The organism is Pseudomonas sp. LBUM1670, assembly GCF_059695695.1.
The window spans coordinates 3,676,123-3,694,182 of the sequence record NZ_CP166783.1 but is presented as its reverse complement, the minus strand read 5'-3'; the positions used below and the strand labels follow the sequence as shown (position 1 = coordinate 3,694,182).

Annotated in this window: 15 protein-coding genes; 8 read left to right on the top strand and 7 right to left on the bottom strand. The window is 60.0% G+C overall.

Annotated elements, in window-relative coordinates; all coding sequences use genetic code 11:
* Positions 1-1,698, top strand: a complete 1,698-nt coding sequence (locus ACA073_RS16735; protein ID WP_497397884.1) for a glutamine--tRNA ligase/YqeY domain fusion protein — start codon at positions 1-3, stop codon at positions 1,696-1,698.
* Positions 1,699-1,715: 17 nt separating this feature from the next.
* Complete coding sequence (cysS, locus tag ACA073_RS16730; RefSeq protein ID WP_497397882.1) at positions 1,716-3,098, top strand: cysteine--tRNA ligase; 1,383 nt, start codon at positions 1,716-1,718, stop codon at positions 3,096-3,098.
* A 217-nt stretch (positions 3,099-3,315) separates the two neighbouring features.
* Here the strand turns inward: cysS and ACA073_RS16725 are convergent, their stop codons facing one another.
* Positions 3,316-5,163 (bottom strand): sigma-54-dependent Fis family transcriptional regulator, encoded by a 1,848-nt coding sequence (locus ACA073_RS16725; RefSeq protein ID WP_497397880.1) that lies wholly within the window; start codon positions 5,161-5,163, stop codon positions 3,316-3,318.
* 424 nt (positions 5,164-5,587) lie between these two features.
* Between ACA073_RS16725 and ACA073_RS16720 the strand changes: the two genes are divergently transcribed.
* The 6 genes from ACA073_RS16720 to ACA073_RS16695 are packed head-to-tail and all read left to right on the top strand — an operon-like array spanning position 5,588 to position 11,524.
* Complete coding sequence (locus tag ACA073_RS16720) at positions 5,588-6,682, top strand: ABC transporter ATP-binding protein (RefSeq protein ID WP_497397878.1); 1,095 nt, start codon at positions 5,588-5,590, stop codon at positions 6,680-6,682.
* Complete coding sequence (locus tag ACA073_RS16715) at positions 6,682-7,779, top strand: ABC transporter ATP-binding protein (protein ID WP_497397876.1); 1,098 nt, start codon at positions 6,682-6,684, stop codon at positions 7,777-7,779. Before ACA073_RS16720 ends, ACA073_RS16715 begins: the two co-directional genes overlap by 1 nt.
* The gene (locus ACA073_RS16710; protein ID WP_033057091.1) at positions 7,776-8,642 is read left to right on the top strand and encodes a carbohydrate ABC transporter permease; all 867 of its coding nucleotides are present in this window, start codon (positions 7,776-7,778) and stop codon (positions 8,640-8,642) included. Before ACA073_RS16715 ends, ACA073_RS16710 begins: the two co-directional genes overlap by 4 nt.
* Positions 8,643-8,650: 8 nt before the next feature.
* Positions 8,651-9,451, top strand: a complete 801-nt coding sequence (locus ACA073_RS16705; protein ID WP_017339615.1) for a carbohydrate ABC transporter permease — start codon at positions 8,651-8,653, stop codon at positions 9,449-9,451.
* A gap of 10 nt (positions 9,452-9,461) precedes the next feature.
* Positions 9,462-9,734, top strand: a complete 273-nt coding sequence (locus ACA073_RS16700) for a DUF2160 domain-containing protein (protein ID WP_497404128.1) — start codon at positions 9,462-9,464, stop codon at positions 9,732-9,734.
* 47 nt (positions 9,735-9,781) lie between these two features.
* Positions 9,782-11,524 (top strand): ABC transporter substrate-binding protein, encoded by a 1,743-nt coding sequence (locus ACA073_RS16695; protein ID WP_497397874.1) that lies wholly within the window; start codon positions 9,782-9,784, stop codon positions 11,522-11,524.
* A gap of 271 nt (positions 11,525-11,795) precedes the next feature.
* Here the strand turns inward: ACA073_RS16695 and nuoN are convergent, their stop codons facing one another.
* The 6 genes from nuoN to nuoI are packed head-to-tail and all read right to left on the bottom strand — an operon-like array spanning position 11,796 to position 18,059.
* Positions 11,796-13,259, bottom strand: a complete 1,464-nt coding sequence (gene nuoN, locus ACA073_RS16690; protein WP_497397872.1) for an NADH-quinone oxidoreductase subunit NuoN — start codon at positions 13,257-13,259, stop codon at positions 11,796-11,798.
* Positions 13,260-13,266: 7 nt separating this feature from the next.
* Positions 13,267-14,799, bottom strand: a complete 1,533-nt coding sequence (gene nuoM / locus ACA073_RS16685; RefSeq protein WP_497397870.1) for an NADH-quinone oxidoreductase subunit M — start codon at positions 14,797-14,799, stop codon at positions 13,267-13,269.
* Between the two features lie 40 nt (positions 14,800-14,839).
* Positions 14,840-16,693: an NADH-quinone oxidoreductase subunit L gene (nuoL, locus tag ACA073_RS16680; protein WP_497397868.1), complete on the bottom strand. Its 1,854-nt coding sequence runs from the start codon at positions 16,691-16,693 to the stop codon at positions 14,840-14,842.
* On the bottom strand, positions 16,690-16,998 hold the full coding sequence (gene nuoK / locus ACA073_RS16675) for an NADH-quinone oxidoreductase subunit NuoK (protein WP_007946416.1): 309 nt from the start codon (positions 16,996-16,998) through the stop codon (positions 16,690-16,692). Before nuoK ends, nuoL begins: the two co-directional genes overlap by 4 nt.
* A 2-nt stretch (positions 16,999-17,000) precedes the next feature.
* Positions 17,001-17,504: an NADH-quinone oxidoreductase subunit J gene (gene nuoJ / locus ACA073_RS16670; RefSeq protein ID WP_497397866.1), complete on the bottom strand. Its 504-nt coding sequence runs from the start codon at positions 17,502-17,504 to the stop codon at positions 17,001-17,003.
* Positions 17,505-17,513: 9 nt separating this feature from the next.
* A complete protein-coding gene (nuoI, locus tag ACA073_RS16665) occupies positions 17,514-18,059 on the bottom strand; it encodes an NADH-quinone oxidoreductase subunit NuoI (protein WP_157712570.1) in 546 nt (181 codons plus the stop codon).
* Position 18,060: the final 1 nt, after the last annotated feature.

Sequence of the window (18,060 nt, the reverse complement as noted above, 5' to 3'; positions counted from 1 at the left end):
ATGAGCAAGCCCACTGTCGACCCTACCTCGAATTCCAAGACCGGCCCTGCCGTGCCGGTCAATTTCCTGCGCCCGATCATCCAGGCGGACCTGGACTCGGGTAAGCACACGCAGATCGTCACCCGTTTCCCGCCTGAACCCAACGGTTACCTGCACATCGGTCACGCCAAGTCGATCTGTGTGAACTTCGGTCTGGCCCAGGAGTTTGGCGGCGTCACCCACCTGCGTTTCGACGACACCAACCCGGCCAAGGAAGACCAGGAATACATCGACGCGATCGAAAGCGACGTCAAATGGCTGGGCTTCGAATGGTCCGGCGAAGTGCGCTACGCCTCGCAGTATTTCGACCAGTTGCACGACTGGGCCGTCGAGCTGATCAAGGCCGGCAAGGCCTACGTCGATGACCTGAGCCCGGAACAGGCCAAGGAATACCGTGGCAGCCTGACCGAGCCGGGCAAGAACAGCCCGTTCCGTGATCGCTCCGTGGAAGAAAACCTCGACTGGTTCGCCCGCATGCGCGCCGGTGAATTCCCGGACGGCGCACGCGTGCTGCGGGCCAAGATCGACATGGCCTCGCCGAACATGAACCTGCGCGACCCGATCATGTACCGCATCCGTCACGCGCATCACCACCAGACCGGCGACAAGTGGTGCATCTACCCGAACTACGACTTCACCCACGGTCAGTCGGACGCCATCGAAGGCATCACCCACTCGATCTGCACCCTGGAGTTCGAAAGCCATCGTCCGCTGTACGAGTGGTTCCTCGAGCACCTGCCTGTCCCGGCAAACCCGCGCCAATACGAATTCAGCCGTCTGAACCTGAACTACACCATCACCAGCAAGCGCAAGCTCAAGCAGCTGGTCGATGAAAAGCACGTTCACGGTTGGGACGATCCGCGCATGTCCACGCTGTCCGGCTTCCGCCGCCGTGGCTACACGCCAAAATCGATCCGCAACTTCTGCGAAATGATCGGCACCAACCGTTCCGACGGCGTGGTCGACTTCGGCATGCTTGAATTCAGCATCCGTGACGACCTCGACCACAGCGCCCCGCGCGCCATGTGCGTGCTGCGTCCGCTGAAAGTCGTGATCACCAACTACCCGGAAGGGCAGGTCGAGAACCTCGAACTGGCGTGCCACCCGAAAGAAGACATGGGCGTGCGCGTTCTGCCGTTCGCCCGTGAGCTCTACATCGACCGTGAAGACTTCATGGAAGAGCCGCCAAAAGGCTACAAGCGTCTGGAACCGGCTGGCGAAGTGCGTCTGCGCGGCAGCTACGTGATCCGTGCCGACGAAGCGATCAAGGACGCCGATGGCAACATCGTCGAACTGCGTTGCTCCTACGACCCGGAAACCCTGGGCAAGAACCCTGAAGGCCGCAAGGTCAAAGGCGTGATTCACTGGGTGCCGGCCGCGGCCAGCGTCGAGTGCGAAGTGCGTCTGTACGATCGCCTGTTCCGCTCGCCGAACCCTGAAAAGGCCGAAGACAGCGCCAGTTTCCTGGACAACATCAACCCTGATTCGCTGCAAGTACTCACTGGTTGTCGTGCCGAGCCTTCGCTGGGCAACGCACAGCCGGAGGACCGTTTCCAGTTCGAGCGCGAAGGATACTTCTGCGCGGATATCAAGGACTCGAAACCAGGTCGTCCGGTGTTCAACCGTACCGTGACCTTGCGTGATTCGTGGGGCCAGTGATTCAAGGAACCTCTAACGTGCTTTCGATCTACAACACGCTCACCAAGAGCAAAGAAGTCTTCAAGCCGCTGGATGGCAACAAGGTGCGCATGTACGTCTGCGGGATGACCGTGTACGACTACTGCCACCTGGGCCATGGCCGCAGCATGGTCGCGTTCGACCTGGTGACCCGCTGGTTGCGGTTCAGCGGCTACGACCTGACTTACGTGCGCAACATCACCGACATTGACGACAAGATCATCAATCGGGCCAACGAGAACGGCGAGTCGTTCGAAGCCTTGACCGAGCGCATGATCGCGGCGATGCACGAAGACGAAGCGCGCCTGAACATCCAGAAGCCGGACATGGAACCGCGCGCCACCGGGCATATTCCCGGCATGCACGCGATGATCCAGACCCTGATCGACAAGGGTTACGCCTACGCACCGGGCAATGGCGACGTGTACTACCGCGTCGCCAAGTTCATGGGTTACGGCAAACTGTCGCGCAAGAAGATTGAAGACCTGCGCATCGGCGCGCGGATCGAAGTCGACGAGTCGAAACAGGACCCGCTGGACTTCGTGCTGTGGAAAGGCGCCAAGCCGGGTGAGCCGAGCTGGCCATCGCCGTGGGGCGACGGTCGTCCGGGCTGGCACATCGAGTGCTCGGTGATGTCGACCTGCTGCCTGGGCGAGACCTTCGACATTCATGGCGGCGGCAGCGATCTCGAGTTCCCGCACCACGAAAACGAAATCGCCCAGAGCGAAGCGGCCACCGGCAAGACCTACGCCAACGCGTGGATGCATTGCGGCATGATTCGCATCAATGGCGAGAAGATGTCCAAGTCCTTGAACAACTTCTTCACCATTCGCGACGTGCTGGAAAAGTATCACCCGGAAGTCGTGCGTTACCTGCTGGTGTCGAGCCATTACCGCAGCGCGATCAACTATTCGGAAGACAACCTCAAGGACGCCAAAGGCGCACTCGAGCGTTTCTACCATGCGTTGAAAGGCCTGCCGAGCGTGGCGCCTGCTGGCGGCGAAGCCTTTGTCGAGCGTTTCACTCAGGTGATGAACGACGACTTCGGCACGCCGGAAGCCTGCGCGGTGCTGTTCGAGATGGTTCGCGAGATCAACCGTCTGCGCGAGAGCGATCTTGATGCGGCGGCGGGTCTGGCGGCGCGTTTGAAGGAACTGGCCAGTGTGTTGGGGGTGTTGCAGCTTGAGGCTGATGACTTCCTGCAGGCCGGTGCTGAAGGGCGGGTTGATGCGGCTGAGGTTGATGCGCTGATTGCTGCGCGCCTGGCGGCTCGTGCGGGTAAAGACTGGGCGGAATCCGACCGTATCCGCGACCAGCTCACCGCGATGGGCGTGGTGCTGGAAGACGGCAAGGGCGGCACGACCTGGCGTCTGGCTGACTGATTGCTGTGATTGCTAAAAAACAAAACCCGCCTTGTGCGGGTTTTTGTTTTTGGGTTGGGCGCAAGTGCTGTGGTGTCTCGAATGACGCCTTCGCGAGCAAGCCCGCTCCCACAGGGGGGATGCGTCGTTCGCGAAATCGGAATGCACCTCGGACTACTGTGGGAGCGGGCTTGCTCGCGAAGGTCTCAAGCCGAACACAGCAGGTGCGGCTAGCTTGTCACTCAGCCTGGCGCAATCGCTTGTAAAGGGTGTTCCGACTCACGCCCAACCGCCGCGCCAAGTGCGAAATATTCCCCCCAGCCGCCTGCAACTGCCGATTCAAATCCTCGGCATCATTCAAGTCCACCGCCAGGCTTTCCGGCGAATCCACCGGCTCCATCTCCAGATCGACAAAAAAATCATCCGGCAAATGCTCCGGCCGTACCGGTTGTTCCTCGGCCATCGCCAACGCCACCTGCATCACGCTGCTGACCTGCCTTAAATTCCCCGGCCACGGATGACGGCTGAACAACTCCATCACTTCACGGCTCAACCCGGCCCACTGCGACGGATCGCGATGCTGCTCCCACAACCGTTTGAACAATGCCTGCTTGTCGCTGCGTTCCCGTAGTGGTGGCAATTCCAGGGTCAAACCGCCGATCCGGTAATAAAGATCTTCGCGAAACCGGCCCAACTGAACCTGCTCGCGCAACGAGCGGTTTGTCGCCGAGATGATGCGAATGTCCACCGGGTACAACTCGCTGCTGCCCACCGGTTGAACGCATCGTTCCTGCAACACCCTTAACAGCCGCGCTTGAGTCGGCAATGGCATGTCGCCAATCTCATCGAGGAACAGCGTGCCTCTGTCAGCCTTGCGGATCAGCCCGATGCTGCCTTTCTGATTCGCGCCGGTGAACGCACCTTTCTCGTAGCCAAACAGCTCGGACTCCACCAGTTCGGCGGGGATCGCTGCACAGTTGACGGCAATGAACGGTTGTTTGCTGCGAGAGCTGGCCTGATGCAGGGCTTTGACGAACACTTCCTTGCCGACCCCGGTTTCGCCGTGAATCAACAGCGGAATGTCTTTTTCCAGCAAGCGCTCAGCCTGGCGCACGGCTTTTTCAACGCGACTGTCGCCAAAGTGCAGCGTATTGAGGCTGATCGCGGCGGGCGCGGTCGTAGCGGGTTCAGCACTCTTTGTTTCAGAGAATAGCCGCGCCTGAATCGGTGCCTGTTTCGGACGCTTCAACAGACACTGGAAGCGGTTGCGCCCGGAGGCCTGGAGGGAGAAGGGCAAGCCATCCGGCTGATTCAGCAGTTCCAGCAGCGACACCTTGAACAGACTCTCGACACTGACCCGCGACAGGCTGATACCCAATAGATTGTCGGCCCGGCGATTGGCTGAGAGCACTTGGCCGCTCTCATCGAAAATCAGCAACCCGGCCCATTGGCTGTCGAGGTTGTTCAACCCGGTGTTGAACGTCAGTTGAAAGTGCTGGCCATGGAACAAGTTGAGGATCAGCCGGTTTTCCACGGTCTGGCTCATCATCTTGACCATGCCGAGGGTGTGGGACGGCGGCAAGTAACTGTCGCTGGACACGTCCAGCACCGCGATGACTTTGCGTTCGGCATCGAAAATCGGCGCGGCGGAACCGGTCATGAAGCGGTTGGCCTTGAGGAAGTGTTCATCGTGCTCGATGTGCACCGCCTGCTCGCAGGCCAGCGCGGTGCCGATCGCATTGGTGCCGCTGCAGCGCTCCATCCAGCTCGCGCCCGCGCTGAAACCGCGGGTCAGGCTCGGCTCGATAAAGCGCTGGGTGCCCCAGGAAGTCAGGACTTGGCCCTGATTGTCGGCGAGCATGATCAGGCAATTGGAATTGCTCAGAATGTTCTCGTAATACGGCAGGACTTCCTGATGGGTGGTCTGCACCAGTGAGTGCTGGCTTTCCAGCAACTGCGCGATGCCTTCGGCGGGCAGTTGATCGAATGCGGGGGCGCTTTGGTGATCGAGACCAAACGCGCGGCATCGGGACCAGGAGTCCTGGATGATGGCGTCGTGGGATAACGCGGGGGCAGGTGCGGCCATGACAGTCAGCCTCTGAGTAACGCTTTTATTGTTGTTATAGGTATTCCCCCTGTGGAAGCGGGCTTGCTCGCGAAAGCGGTGTGTCAGTCAGCATCGATGTCGACCGACACACCGCTTTCGCGAGCAAGCCCGCTCCCACAGGTTTTGCAATTCTGTCCTTGCGCCCGAAGCGTTCTGTAGGAGCCGGCTTGCCTGGCTCCTACAGGTAGCGCGAACAGTCCGTAGAGTGTTGTTCACTATTGTTCATTGTCAATCTTTGAACTGTTCAATTGTTCAGTCACGGTTGTTCATTTCTGTTCAGCAACGAACTCGGCTTTTCCTCTTGATAAGGGTTTTTCAAACCAGATCAATAACTTGCAATTCCTGGCATGAAACTCGCTCTACTGCTCCAGTCGCTTGACTCCAATAATAAAAAGGCCGAGCCATGTCACTCACTCTGGAGCACGTCAGCCGCACCGTCGAGGGCCAGACCTGGATCGACGATGCGTGCCTTAGTTTTGAACCCGGTTCCTTCAACGTTTTACTCGGCCGCACGCTGTCCGGCAAAACCAGTCTCATGCGCCTGATGGCCGGTCTGGACAAGCCCGACAGCGGCCGCATCCTGATGAACGGCGTCGACGTCACCCAACGCCCGGTGCGTTTGCGCAACGTGTCGATGGTCTATCAGCAGTTCATCAATTACCCGACCATGACGGTGTTCGAGAACATCGCCTCGCCGTTGCGCCAGGGCGGTGTTTCCAACGAGCTGATTCAGAGCAAAGTGCTGGAAACCGCGAAGATGCTGCGCATCGAGAAGTTTCTCCAGCGCTACCCGCTGGAACTCTCCGGCGGCCAGCAACAGCGTACGGCCATGGCCCGCGCATTGGTCAAGGACGCCGAGCTGATCCTGTTCGACGAACCGCTGGTCAACCTCGACTACAAACTGCGCGAGGAACTGCGCCAGGAAATGCGCGAGCTGTTCATGGCGCGGCACACCATCGCCATCTACGCCACCACCGAGCCCAACGAAGCGCTGGCGCTGGGCGGCACCACCACCATTCTTCATGAAGGGCGGGTGATCCAGAGCGGCAAGTCCGCCGAGGTCTATCACCAGCCGCAATCGGTGCTGGCGGCGGAGCTGTTCTCCGAGCCGCCGATCAACCTGATGCCGGGGCGCATCGCCGGCAACGAAGTCAGCTTCGCCAATTTCGTGCACTTCCCGTTGAACGTGGATTTGCGCCCGGTAGGCGAGGGCGAGTTCCGCTTCGGCGTGCGTCCGAGCCATATCTCGCTGGTGCCGAGCAACGACGATGATCTCGAACTGGCGGTGACCGTCGAGGTCGCCGAGATCAGCGGTTCGGAAACCTTCCTGCACGTGCGCAACGAGCATTTCCTGTTGGTGCTGCATTTGCCCGGCGTGCACGAATACGACGTCGATGCGCCGATTCGCATCTACATACCGACCCATAAACTGTTTGTGTTCGATGCGCAGGGACGTCTGGTCCAGGCGCCCGGTCGCCGTATCGCGAGGGTTGCCTGATGGCCGAAATCCGTTTGCAGAACCTCGCCCACAGTTACACCCGCACGCCAACCGGCCCCGAGGATTACGCGATCCGCGAGATGGACCACGTCTGGGAGCAGGGCGGTGCGTATGCGTTGCTCGGGCCTTCGGGTTGCGGCAAGTCGACCTTGCTCAACATCATTTCCGGGTTGCTCAGTCCGTCCCAGGGGCATGTGCTGTTCGATGGCAAGGCGGTCAACGACCTGACCCCGGAGAAGCGCAACATCGCTCAGGTTTTCCAGTTTCCGGTGGTCTACGACACCATGACGGTGTTCGACAACCTGGCGTTTCCGCTGCGCAATCAGGGCATGGCCGAGGCGAAAATTCATACCAAGGTCCAGGAAATCGCTGAAGTCCTCGACCTTCAGGCGCTGCTGAGCAAGAAGGCGCGCAACCTCACCGCCGACGAAAAACAGAAAGTCTCCATGGGCCGCGGACTGGTGCGCGATGACGTGTCGGCGATCCTCTTCGATGAGCCGCTGACCGTGATCGACCCGCACCTGAAGTGGAAACTGCGGCGCAAGCTCAAGCAGATCCACGAGCAGTTCAACATCACCATGGTCTACGTCACCCACGATCAACTGGAGGCCTCGACCTTTGCCGACAAGATTGCGGTGATGTACGGCGGGCAGATCGTGCAATTCGGTACGCCACGGGAATTGTTCGAACGGCCGAGCCACACGTTTGTCGGCTACTTCATCGGCAGTCCGGGCATGAACCTGATCGAGGTGCAGCCGCAACCGGGTGGCGTCGGATTCGCCTCGACGCACTTGCCTTTGTCCGAGGCGCAGCAGCAACGCATCGCTGAGTCCGAGTGGAAAACCCTGAAGGTCGGCATCCGTCCGGAATTCGTGCATGTGTGGGACGAGCCGTTTGACGACGCAATGAAGGCACAGGTCGTACACGTCGAAGACCTCGGCACCTACAAGATCATGACCCTGAACCTCGATGGCGCGCCGTTGAAAGTGAGGTTGGCGGAAGACAAACCGGTGCCGGAAGGCACGGCGTATATCAGTTTCCCGGCGCAGTGGTTGATGGTCTATGCCGACGATTACCTCTTGGAGGTGCAGCCATGAATAAGGTGCAGAACAACAAGGCCTGGTGGCTGGTCCTGCCGGTGTTTTTACTGGTGGCGTTCAGTGCGGTGATCCCGATGATGACCGTGGTCAACTATTCGGTGCAGGACATCTTCGACCAGTCCAGCCGCTACTTCGTCGGCGCTGACTGGTACAAGCAGGTGCTGCTCGATCCCCGCTTGCATGACTCGCTACTCCGTCAGTTCATCTACTCCGGCTGCGTGTTGCTGATCGAAATCCCGCTGGGCATCGCCATCGCCCTGACCATGCCGACCAAGGGCCGCTGGTCGTCGTTGGTGCTGATCATTCTAGCCATTCCGCTGCTGATTCCCTGGAACGTGGTCGGGACGATCTGGCAGATCTTCGGCCGGGCCGACATTGGTTTGCTAGGGTCGAGCCTCAATGCCATGGGCATCAGCTACAACTATGCGGCGAACACCATGGACGCCTGGGTCACGGTGCTGGTGATGGACGTCTGGCACTGGACGTCGTTGGTGGCGTTGTTGTGTTTCTCCGGGTTGCGGGCGATTCCGGACGTGTATTACCAAGCCGCGCGGATTGATCGCGCATCGGCCTGGGCGGTTTTCCGACACATCCAGTTGCCCAAGCTCAAGAGCGTGCTGTTGATCGCGGTGATGCTGCGGTTCATGGACAGTTTCATGATCTACACCGAACCGTTCGTGCTCACGGGCGGCGGACCGGGGAATGCCACGACCTTCCTCAGTCAGACCCTGACGCAGATGGCCATCGGGCAGTTCGACCTCGGCCCGGCGGCGGCTTTCTCGCTGGTGTACTTCCTGATCATCCTGTTGGTGTCCTGGCTGTTCTACACCGCCATGACTCACTCTGACGCCAACCGCTGAGGCCCATCATGAGCAAGAGAAAGCTGATTCCATTGCTGATCTACATCCTGTTCCTGCTGGTGCCGATCTACTGGCTGCTGAACATGTCCTTCAAGAGCAACACCGAAATCCTCAGCGGCCTGACCCTGTTTCCGCAGGATTTCACATTCGCCAACTACAAGGTGATTTTCACCGACCCGGCCTGGTACACCGGTTACCTCAACTCGCTGTACTACGTGAGCCTGAACACGGTGATTTCCCTGAGCGTGGCGTTGCCGGCAGCGTATGCGTTTTCGCGCTATCGCTTCCTGGGCGACAAGCACCTGTTCTTCTGGTTGTTGACCAACCGCATGGCGCCGCCGGCGGTGTTTCTGTTGCCGTTCTTCCAGTTGTATTCCTCGATCGGTCTGTTCGACACGCACATCGCGGTGGCACTGGCGCATTGTCTGTTTAACGTGCCGTTGGCGGTGTGGATTCTTGAGGGCTTCATGTCCGGCGTTCCGAAAGAAATCGACGAAACCGCCTACATTGATGGCTACAGTTTTCCCAAGTTCTTCGTGAAGATCTTTGTTCCGCTGATTGGCTCCGGCATCGGTGTGACAGCGTTTTTCTGCTTCATGTTTTCCTGGGTCGAGCTGCTGCTGGCGCGGACGCTGACGTCGGTAAACGCCAAGCCTATTGCGGCGGTGATGACCCGCACGGTCTCGGCGTCCGGGATCGACTGGGGCGTGCTGGCGGCGGCGGGGGTGTTGACTATCCTGCCGGGCATGCTGGTGATCTGGTTTGTCCGTAACCATGTGGCGAAGGGCTTTGCCCTGGGCCGGGTATGAGGAACTGATGATGGAATGGATGAGCTGGACCGTCCCGACGGCAACGTTTTTCTGCGTCATTGGCGTGGTCCTGGTCGGCATGACGACTTGGGAACTGCGTTCGCCGAGCATTCTTCGGCGTGGTTTTTTGCCGATTGCCACCACCCGTGGCGATCGGCTGTTTATCGGTCTTCTCGGCAGCGCCTACCTGCATTTGCTGGTAATCGGCGTCACCGACTGGAGCATCTGGGTAGCGTCCGCGTTGTCCCTGGTGTGGCTGTTGGCTGTGATGCGTTGGGGCTAGTCGAATCGCTCGGCAAAGTTGCTCCGAAACCCAATAAGGAGGTCTCTATGTTCGACAAAAACAATAAGCTGCGACATAGCATTTCATTGGCAGCCATGCTGGCACTCAGCGGTCTGAGCGCTTCGGCCTGGGCCGATGCCTATGAAGACGCCGCGAAGAAATGGATCGGCAGTGAGTTCAAGCCATCCACGCTGACGCCCGAACAACAGCTCGAAGAGCTGAAGTGGTTCATCAAGGCGGCCGAGCCGTTTCGCGGGATGAGCATCAAGGTGGTGTCGGAAACCATCGCCACCCACGAGTATGAGTCGAAAACGCTGGCCAAGGCCTTCACCGAAATCACCGGGATCAAGCTGACCCACGACCTGCTGCAGGAAGGCGACGTGGTGGAAAAGCTGCAGACCCAGATGCAATCGGACAAAAACATCTATGACGGCTGGGTCAACGACTCGGACCTGATCGGTACGCACTTTCGCTACGGCAAGACCGAATCGATCACTGACCTGATGGCCAACGAGGGCAAGAACTTCACCTCGCCGACCCTGGACATCAAGGACTTCATCGGCATCTCCTTCACCACCGCGCCGGACGGCAAGATCTATCAGTTGCCCGACCAGCAGTTCGCCAACCTGTACTGGTTCCGCGCCGACTGGTTCGAGCGTGCGGACCTGAAAGCCAAGTTCAAGGAAAAGTACGGTTACGAGTTGGGCGTACCGGTGAACTGGTCAGCCTATGAAGACATCGCCAGGTTCTTCAGCGAAGACGTCAAGGAAATCGACGGCAAGCGCGTATACGGGCACATGGACTACGGCAAAAAAGACCCGTCGCTGGGCTGGCGCTTCACCGACGCCTGGTTCTCCATGGCCGGCGCCGGCGACAAAGGCATCCCCAACGGTTTGCCGGTGGACGAGTGGGGCATCCGCGTCGAGGACTGCCATCCGGTCGGCTCCAGCGTAACCCGTGGCGGCGACACCAACGGCCCGGCGGCGGTATTTGCCACCACCAAATATGTGGACTGGCTGAAGAAGTACGCGCCACCGGAAGCGGCGGGCATGACCTTCTCCGAATCCGGTCCGGTGCCGTCCCAGGGCAACATCGCCCAGCAGATCTTCTGGTACACCGCATTCACCGCCGACATGACCAAGCCGGGTCTGCCGGTGATGAACGCAGACGGCACGCCGAAATGGCGCATGGCGCCGTCACCACGCGGACCGTACTGGGAGGAGGGCATGAAGCTGGGGTATCAGGACGTGGGTTCCTGGACTTTCATGAAGTCCACGCCTGAGAAACAGAAACTCGCCGCCTGGCTCTATGCGCAGTTTGTAACGTCGAAAACCGTTTCGCTGAAAAAAACCATCGTCGGCCTGACCCCGATCCGCGAGTCGGACATCAACTCGCAGGCCATGACCGACCTGGCACCGAAACTCGGTGGCCTGGTGGAGTTCTACCGCAGCCCGGCCCGTGTGCAATGGACACCGACCGGAACCAACGTGCCGGACTATCCGCGTCTGGCGCAACTGTGGTGGAGCCACATTGCCGAAGCCGCGAGCGGCGAGAAAACCCCGCAACAGGCACTCGACGGTCTGGCCAAGGATCAGGATGCGATCATGACCCGTCTGGAACGCTCGAAGGCGCAAGCCACCTGCGCACCGAAAATGAACCCCGAACGAGATGCGCAATACTGGTTCGATCAGCCGGGCGCACCGAAACCGAAATTGGCGAACGAGAAGCCGAAGGGTGAAACCGTGAACTACAACGAACTGCTGAAATCATGGGCAGACGCGCGTAAGTAATGGCTGGACTGTGAAAGGCGAACGGCACCGGAAGGTGCCGTTTTCAATTTTGCCTGTGCCACCGCCTTCGCGAGCAAGCCCGCTCCCACAGTTAATCCCGAGTGTTCACATATTTTGTGGTCACAGGAGATCCAATGTGGGAGCGGGCTTGCTCGCGAAGAGGCCATCCCTGACAACCGATTACTAATGGCCACTCACAAGTATCAAGATCAAACGCAAAAACGGCACCCGAAGGTGCCGTTTCTGTTTTCTACCGAGTGTCGCTAAGCGATCAACCCGCCAACCCCGACTGCTGAACCAGTGCCAGCAGCGGCTGCGGATACAGCCCGAGGAAGAACGCCAGTACGGCGATGGCCAGCAGCATCACGCCGCCTGCACGTTGTTCCCAGTGCAGTTGCGCATCGTGGCGACGCAGGTTTGGTTCCATCAGGTACAGGGTGACCATGACGCGCAGGTAGTAGAACACGCCGATGGCGCTGCCCAGTACCAGGGAACCGACCAGCCACCATTGGTGCGACTCGACACCGGTGGCGATGATGTAGAACTTGCCGATGAAGCCCGCGGTCAGCGGGATACCGGCCAGGGACAGCATCATCACGGTCAGGACGGCGGTCAGGTACGGACGGCGCCAGAACAGGCCGCGGTATTCGTACAGCGCATCGGCGTCACGGCCGTTGTACGGCGAGGACATCAGGGTGATCACGCCGAAGGCGCCGAGGCTGGTGATCACGTAGGTGACCAGGTACACGCCAATGGCTTCCACGGCCAGACCCTTGCTCGCCACCAGGGCGATCAGCAGGTAACCGAAGTGCGCGATGGACGAGTAACCCAGCAGACGCTTGAGGTTGCTCTGGGTCAGGGCCAGCAGGTTACCGAACAGGATCGACGCGATGGCGATGATGGTCAGCACGTCGCTGAGTACACCGCTGCTCGCCGCTGGCGAGATCTGGAACAGACGCACCATCACCGCGAACACAGCGACTTTCGAAGCAGTCGCCAGGAACGCGGCCACCGGTGCCGGAGCACCTTCGTAAACGTCCGGGGTCCAGAGGTGGAACGGCACCAGCGACAGCTTGAACGCCAGACCGATCAGCATCATGCCCAGGCCCAGTTGCGCCAGCGAGCTCGGCAGACCCGTAGCCGCGAGCGCTTGGCCAATACCGACGAAGCTCAGGCTGCCGGAATCGGCGTAGAGCAGGGCCATACCGAACAACAGGAACGCGGAACCGGCGGCCGACAGCACCATGTACTTGATACCGGCTTCCAGCGAACGCTTGTTGAAGAAGGCGTAAGCCACCAGACCGTAGACCGGCACCGAGAGCAGTTCCATACCGACGAACAACCCGGCCAGGTGCTGCGCGCTGACCAGAACCAGGCCACCGGCGGCGGACATCAGGATCAGCAGGTACAGTTCTTCGCGGTTGCCCGGGTAGCCCGAACCGCCATCGCCGAGGTAGGCGTGGGCGAGGGTCACACAGGCGAGGGTGGCGACCAGGATCAGCGCCATGTACAAGCAAGCGAAGCTATCGATCTGCAGCAGTGGAGTCACAGCCAGTGGTGCGACTTTCAGGGCTGGCAGGATCGACAGCAGCGCCAGGTTCAGACCCGCCACGGAAATCAGGAAGGTCTGCGAGTGGTTGCGGCGCCAGGCGATCGCCAGCATCACCACGATGATCGTGGCGCTGGTGATCAACAACGGCGCTAGCGCGATAAAGTGTTGAGTCGTGAATTCCATAGCGCTCTTACCGGGCCGAAGCGAGTTGAGTGAAGGCGGTGCCGAGCCATTGCTGCACGCCATGCATCGTCGCAGCAGAGGTATCGAGGAACGGTTGCGGGTACACGCCGATGTAGATCAGCAGCGCCGCAAGCCCGACCACCATGATCAGTTCGCGACCGTCCATGCCATGCAGTACCGCGTCCGATTTGGCCGGACCGAAGTACGCACGGTGGATCATGATCAGCGAGTAGACCGAACCGAACACCAGACCGGACGTCGCGATGATGGTGACCCACGGAGCGAACGGGAAGGTACCGATCAGGATCAGGAACTCACCCACGAAGTTACCGGTGCCCGGCAAGCCCAGGGACGCCGCTGCAAAGAACAGGCTGAGGGCCGGCAGGTAAGCAATCTTCGACCACAGGCCACCCATTTCACGCATGTCGCGGGTGTGGGTGCGCTCGTACAACTGACCGCTGAGGATAAAGAGTGCCGCGGCCGACAGACCGTGCGCCAGCATTTGCATCACCGCGCCCTGCAGCGCCAGTTGGCTGCCGGAGTAGATGCCGATCAATACGAAGCCCATGTGGGAAACGGACGAGAAGGCGATCAGACGCTTGATGTCGGTTTGTGCGAAAGCCAGGAACGCGCCGTAGAAGATCCCGATCAGACCGAGGGTCATGGCGATCGGCGCAAACTCGGCCGACGCATTCGGGAACAGTGGCAGGGCGAAACGCAGCAGACCGTACGCAGCGGTTTTCAACAAGATACCGGCCAGGTCGACCGAACCCGCTGTTGGCGCCTGGGCGTGAGCGTCAGGCAACCAGGAGTGGAACGGCACCACAGGCAGCTTCACCGCGAAGGCGATGAAGAAGCCGAGCATCAGGATGTACTCGGTGGTCAGCGACATCTTGGTTTTCAACAGGTCGGCGTAGTTGAAGGTAATCACGCCGGTGTCGTTGAAGTTGACCAATACCAGGCCCAGGATCGCCACCAACATGATCAGGCCGGACGCCTGAGTGAAGATGAAGAACTTGGTCGCCGCGTAGATCCGGGTTTTCTTGCCGTCCGAAGAACTGTGACCCCAGAGCGCGATGAGGAAGTACATCGGCACCAGCATCATTTCCCAGAAGAAGAAGAACATGAACAGGTCGAGGGCGAGGAACACGCCGACGACACCGCCCAGGATCCACATCAGGTTCAGGTGGAAGAAGCCAACGTGACGCTGGATTTCTTTCCACGAGCAGAGTACCGAGAGGACACCCAGCAGACCGGTCAGCATGATCATCAGCAGCGACAGGCCGTCGAGGGCCAGGTGCACGCTGATGCCGAAGCGCTCGATCCAGATGTGCTTGAACTCAAGCGCCCAGGTCGGGTCGGCGCCAGGCGCCGGGGCAAATGAATAGTCACCGTTAGCCCACAGCCAGAGGCCGAGGGAGAGCAACAGGGACATGGTGATCAGCGCAATCCAGCGGGGGAGGGTGGCGCCGAAGCGCTCACCCATCCAGCACAGCAGGCCGCCGATGAAGGGGATCAGGATTAGCCAAGGCAGAATCATGACGGGCTCAATTCCTTTCGCAAGTTCGCAAGGTTCATATTCAGACCGCTACCAGCACGATGGCGCCGATGACCAGCACGGAGCCGGCTGCCATCGAGGCCGCGTACCAACGCAGTTGACCGGTTTCGGTACGGCTCAGGGCGGAGTGACCGCCTTTGGCCATACGCGGGATCAGACCGATGGTCTGGTCGAGCGGGTCTTTGCGCAGTACGTGGCTGATCGCCAGGTATGGCTTGACGAACAGTTTGTCGTAGATCCAGTCGAAGCCCCAGGCAGCGAACCACCAGGCCGAAAGGAAGCGGCCGATGCCGCTGTTGGCGATTGCAGTGACGAAACGACGCTTGCCGAGGAACAGCAGCGCGGCCAGCAGGATACCGGCCAGGGCGATGGCGCCCGAAGCGATTTCCAGACTGTGCTTGGCTTCGCCGCCGGCATGGCCGACGCTTTGCGGCAGTACGCCGTGCAGCGGCGGAACGATCATCGCGCCAATGGCGGTGGACAATACGATCAGCACCGACAGTGGCAGCCAGTGAGCAATGCCGTGACCGGCGTGCGCTTCGGTCTTCGCTTCACCGTGGAACGCGATGAAGATCAGGCGGAAGGTGTACAGCGACGTCATGAACGCACCGACCAGACCGGCGTACAGCAGACCGTTGTTGCCGCTGGCGAACGCTTCCCAAAGGATTTCGTCCTTGGAGTAGAAGCCTGCGGTCACCAGTGGCAGGGCCGCCAGGGCCGCGCCGCCGACGATGAAGCTGGCGTAGGCCAGTGGCAGTTTCTTCCACAGGCCGCCCATCTTGAAGATGTTCTGCTCGTGGTGGCAGGCAACGATCACCGCACCAGAGGCAAGGAACAGCAGCGCCTTGAAGAAGGCGTGGGTCATCAGGTGGAAGATCGCGCCATCCCAGGCGCCCACGCCCAGCGCCAGGAACATGTAGCCGATCTGGCTCATGGTCGAGTAGGCGAGGATACGTTTGATGTCAGTCTGGACCAGCGCGGCAAAACCGGCCAGAACCAGGGTCACGCCGCCGACGATGCCAACCAGGTGCAGGATCTCCGGCGCCAGGGTGAACAGGCCGTGAGTACGGGCGATCAGGTAGACACCGGCGGTCACCATGGTCGCGGCGTGGATCAGTGCCGAAACCGGGGTAGGACCGGCCATCGCATCCGCCAGCCAGGTTTGCAGCGGCAGTTGCGCCGATTTACCGACAGCGCCGCCCAGCAGCATCAGGGTGGCCATGACCATCCAGAAGTCGCCGGCCTGGAATTTCTGCGGTGCCAGCACCAGCAGTTCCTGAACGTTCAGCGTGCCCAGTTGGGCGAACAGGATGAACAGGCCGATGGCCATGAACACGTCGCCGATGCGGGTCACGATGAAGGCTTTGAGTGCGGCGTTACCGTTGTTGCGATTGCTGTAGTAGAAACCGATCAACAGGTACGAGCACAGGCCCACGCCTTCCCAGCCGAAGTACAGGAACAACAGGTTATCGCCCAGGACCAGGAACAGCATGCTGGCGATAAACAGGTTGGTGTAGGCGAAGAAGCGCGAGTAGCCGGCTTCACCGCGCATGTACCAGGACGCGAACAGGTGGATCAGGAAGCCGACGCCGACGACCACACCGAGCATGGTCAGGGACAGACCATCCAGGTACAGCGCGAAGTTCGGCGTGAAGCCTTCCACCGCCATCCACTGCCACAACACCTGGGTGTAGTGACCGCCTTCAGGTGGCGCGACGTTGAATTGCCAGATCACGTAGGCCGTGACGATGGCAGACAAGCCGATGGAACCGACGCCGATCAGCGCCGACAGGTTTTCCGAGAGGCGTCCACGGGAGAACGACAGCAGCAGGAAACCTATGAGAGGGAATACGAAAGTCAGATAGAGAAGATTCATCCGCGCATCTCGCTGGCAGCGTCGATATCGAGAGTGTGGAAGCGGCGATACAGCTGCAACAGAATCGCCAGGCCGATACTGGCCTCGGCGGCTGCCAGGCTGATCACCAGGATGAACATGATTTGTCCATCCGGCTGCGCCCAGCGGCTACCGGCAACGATGAACGCCAAAGCGGAGGCATTCATCATGACCTCCAGGCTCATCAGCACGAAGAGTATGTTGCGGCGGACCATCAGGCCGACCAGACCGAGGCAGAACAGGATGCCGGCGACCGCCAGACCATGCTCCATAGGGATAGCAGGCATCGTCATTGCTCCTTGGCTTCGTTGCGGCCCAAGTGGAACGCCGTCACGGCTGCGGCGAGCAGCAACATCGAGGCGAGTTCGACCACCAGCAGATAAGGACCGAACAGGCTGATGCCCACGGCCTTGGCGTCTACGGTGGTGTGGCCGACGGCCTGACCGCTCTGATGGGCGAACAGCACGTACAGCAGTTCAACCAGCAGCAGGGCACCGAGAATGACCGGGCCGAGCCAGATGCCGGGCTTGAGCCAGACGCGCTCCTGCTGAACCGAGGCCGGGCCCAGGTTCAGCATCATCACCACGAACACAAACAGCACCATGATGGCGCCAGCGTAGGCGATCACTTCCAGAACACCGGCAAACGGTGCGCCGAGGGCGAAGAACGTCATCGCCACGGCGATCAGCGAAATGATCAGGTAGAGCAGGGCGTGCACAGGGTTGGTGTGGGTGATCACGCGAAGCGTGGACACCACAGCGATACCCGATGCGAAATAGAAAGCGAATTCCATCTTTCTTCCTTAAGGCAGCAAGCTCTTCACGTTGATCGGTTCGGCTTCATTCTGCGCGGAGCCTTTCGGCTTCCCGGCAATCGCCATACCTGCAACACGATAGAAGTTGTAATCAGGGTTTTTGCCGGGGCCGGAGATCAGCAGATCTTCTTTCTCGTAAACCAGGTCCTGACGTTTGAACTCGGCCATCTCGAAATCCGGTGTCAGCTGGATCGCGGTGGTCGGGCAGGCTTCCTCGCAGAGGCCGCAGAAAATGCAGCGCGAGAAGTTGATGCGGAAGAAGTCCGGATACCAGCGACCGTCTTCGGTTTCAGCTTTCTGCAGCGAGATGCAGCCGACCGGGCAGGCCACGGCGCACAGGTTGCAGGCTACACAACGCTCTTCACCATCAGGGTCGCGGGTCAGGACGATACGGCCACGGTAGCGCGGCGGCAGGTACACGGCTTCTTCCGGGTACTGCAGCGTGTCGCGCTTGCGGAAGGCATGGCCGAAGATCATCACCAGGCTGCGAAGCTGGGTGAAGAAGCCATGCACGATGTCAAAAATGTACTTCATG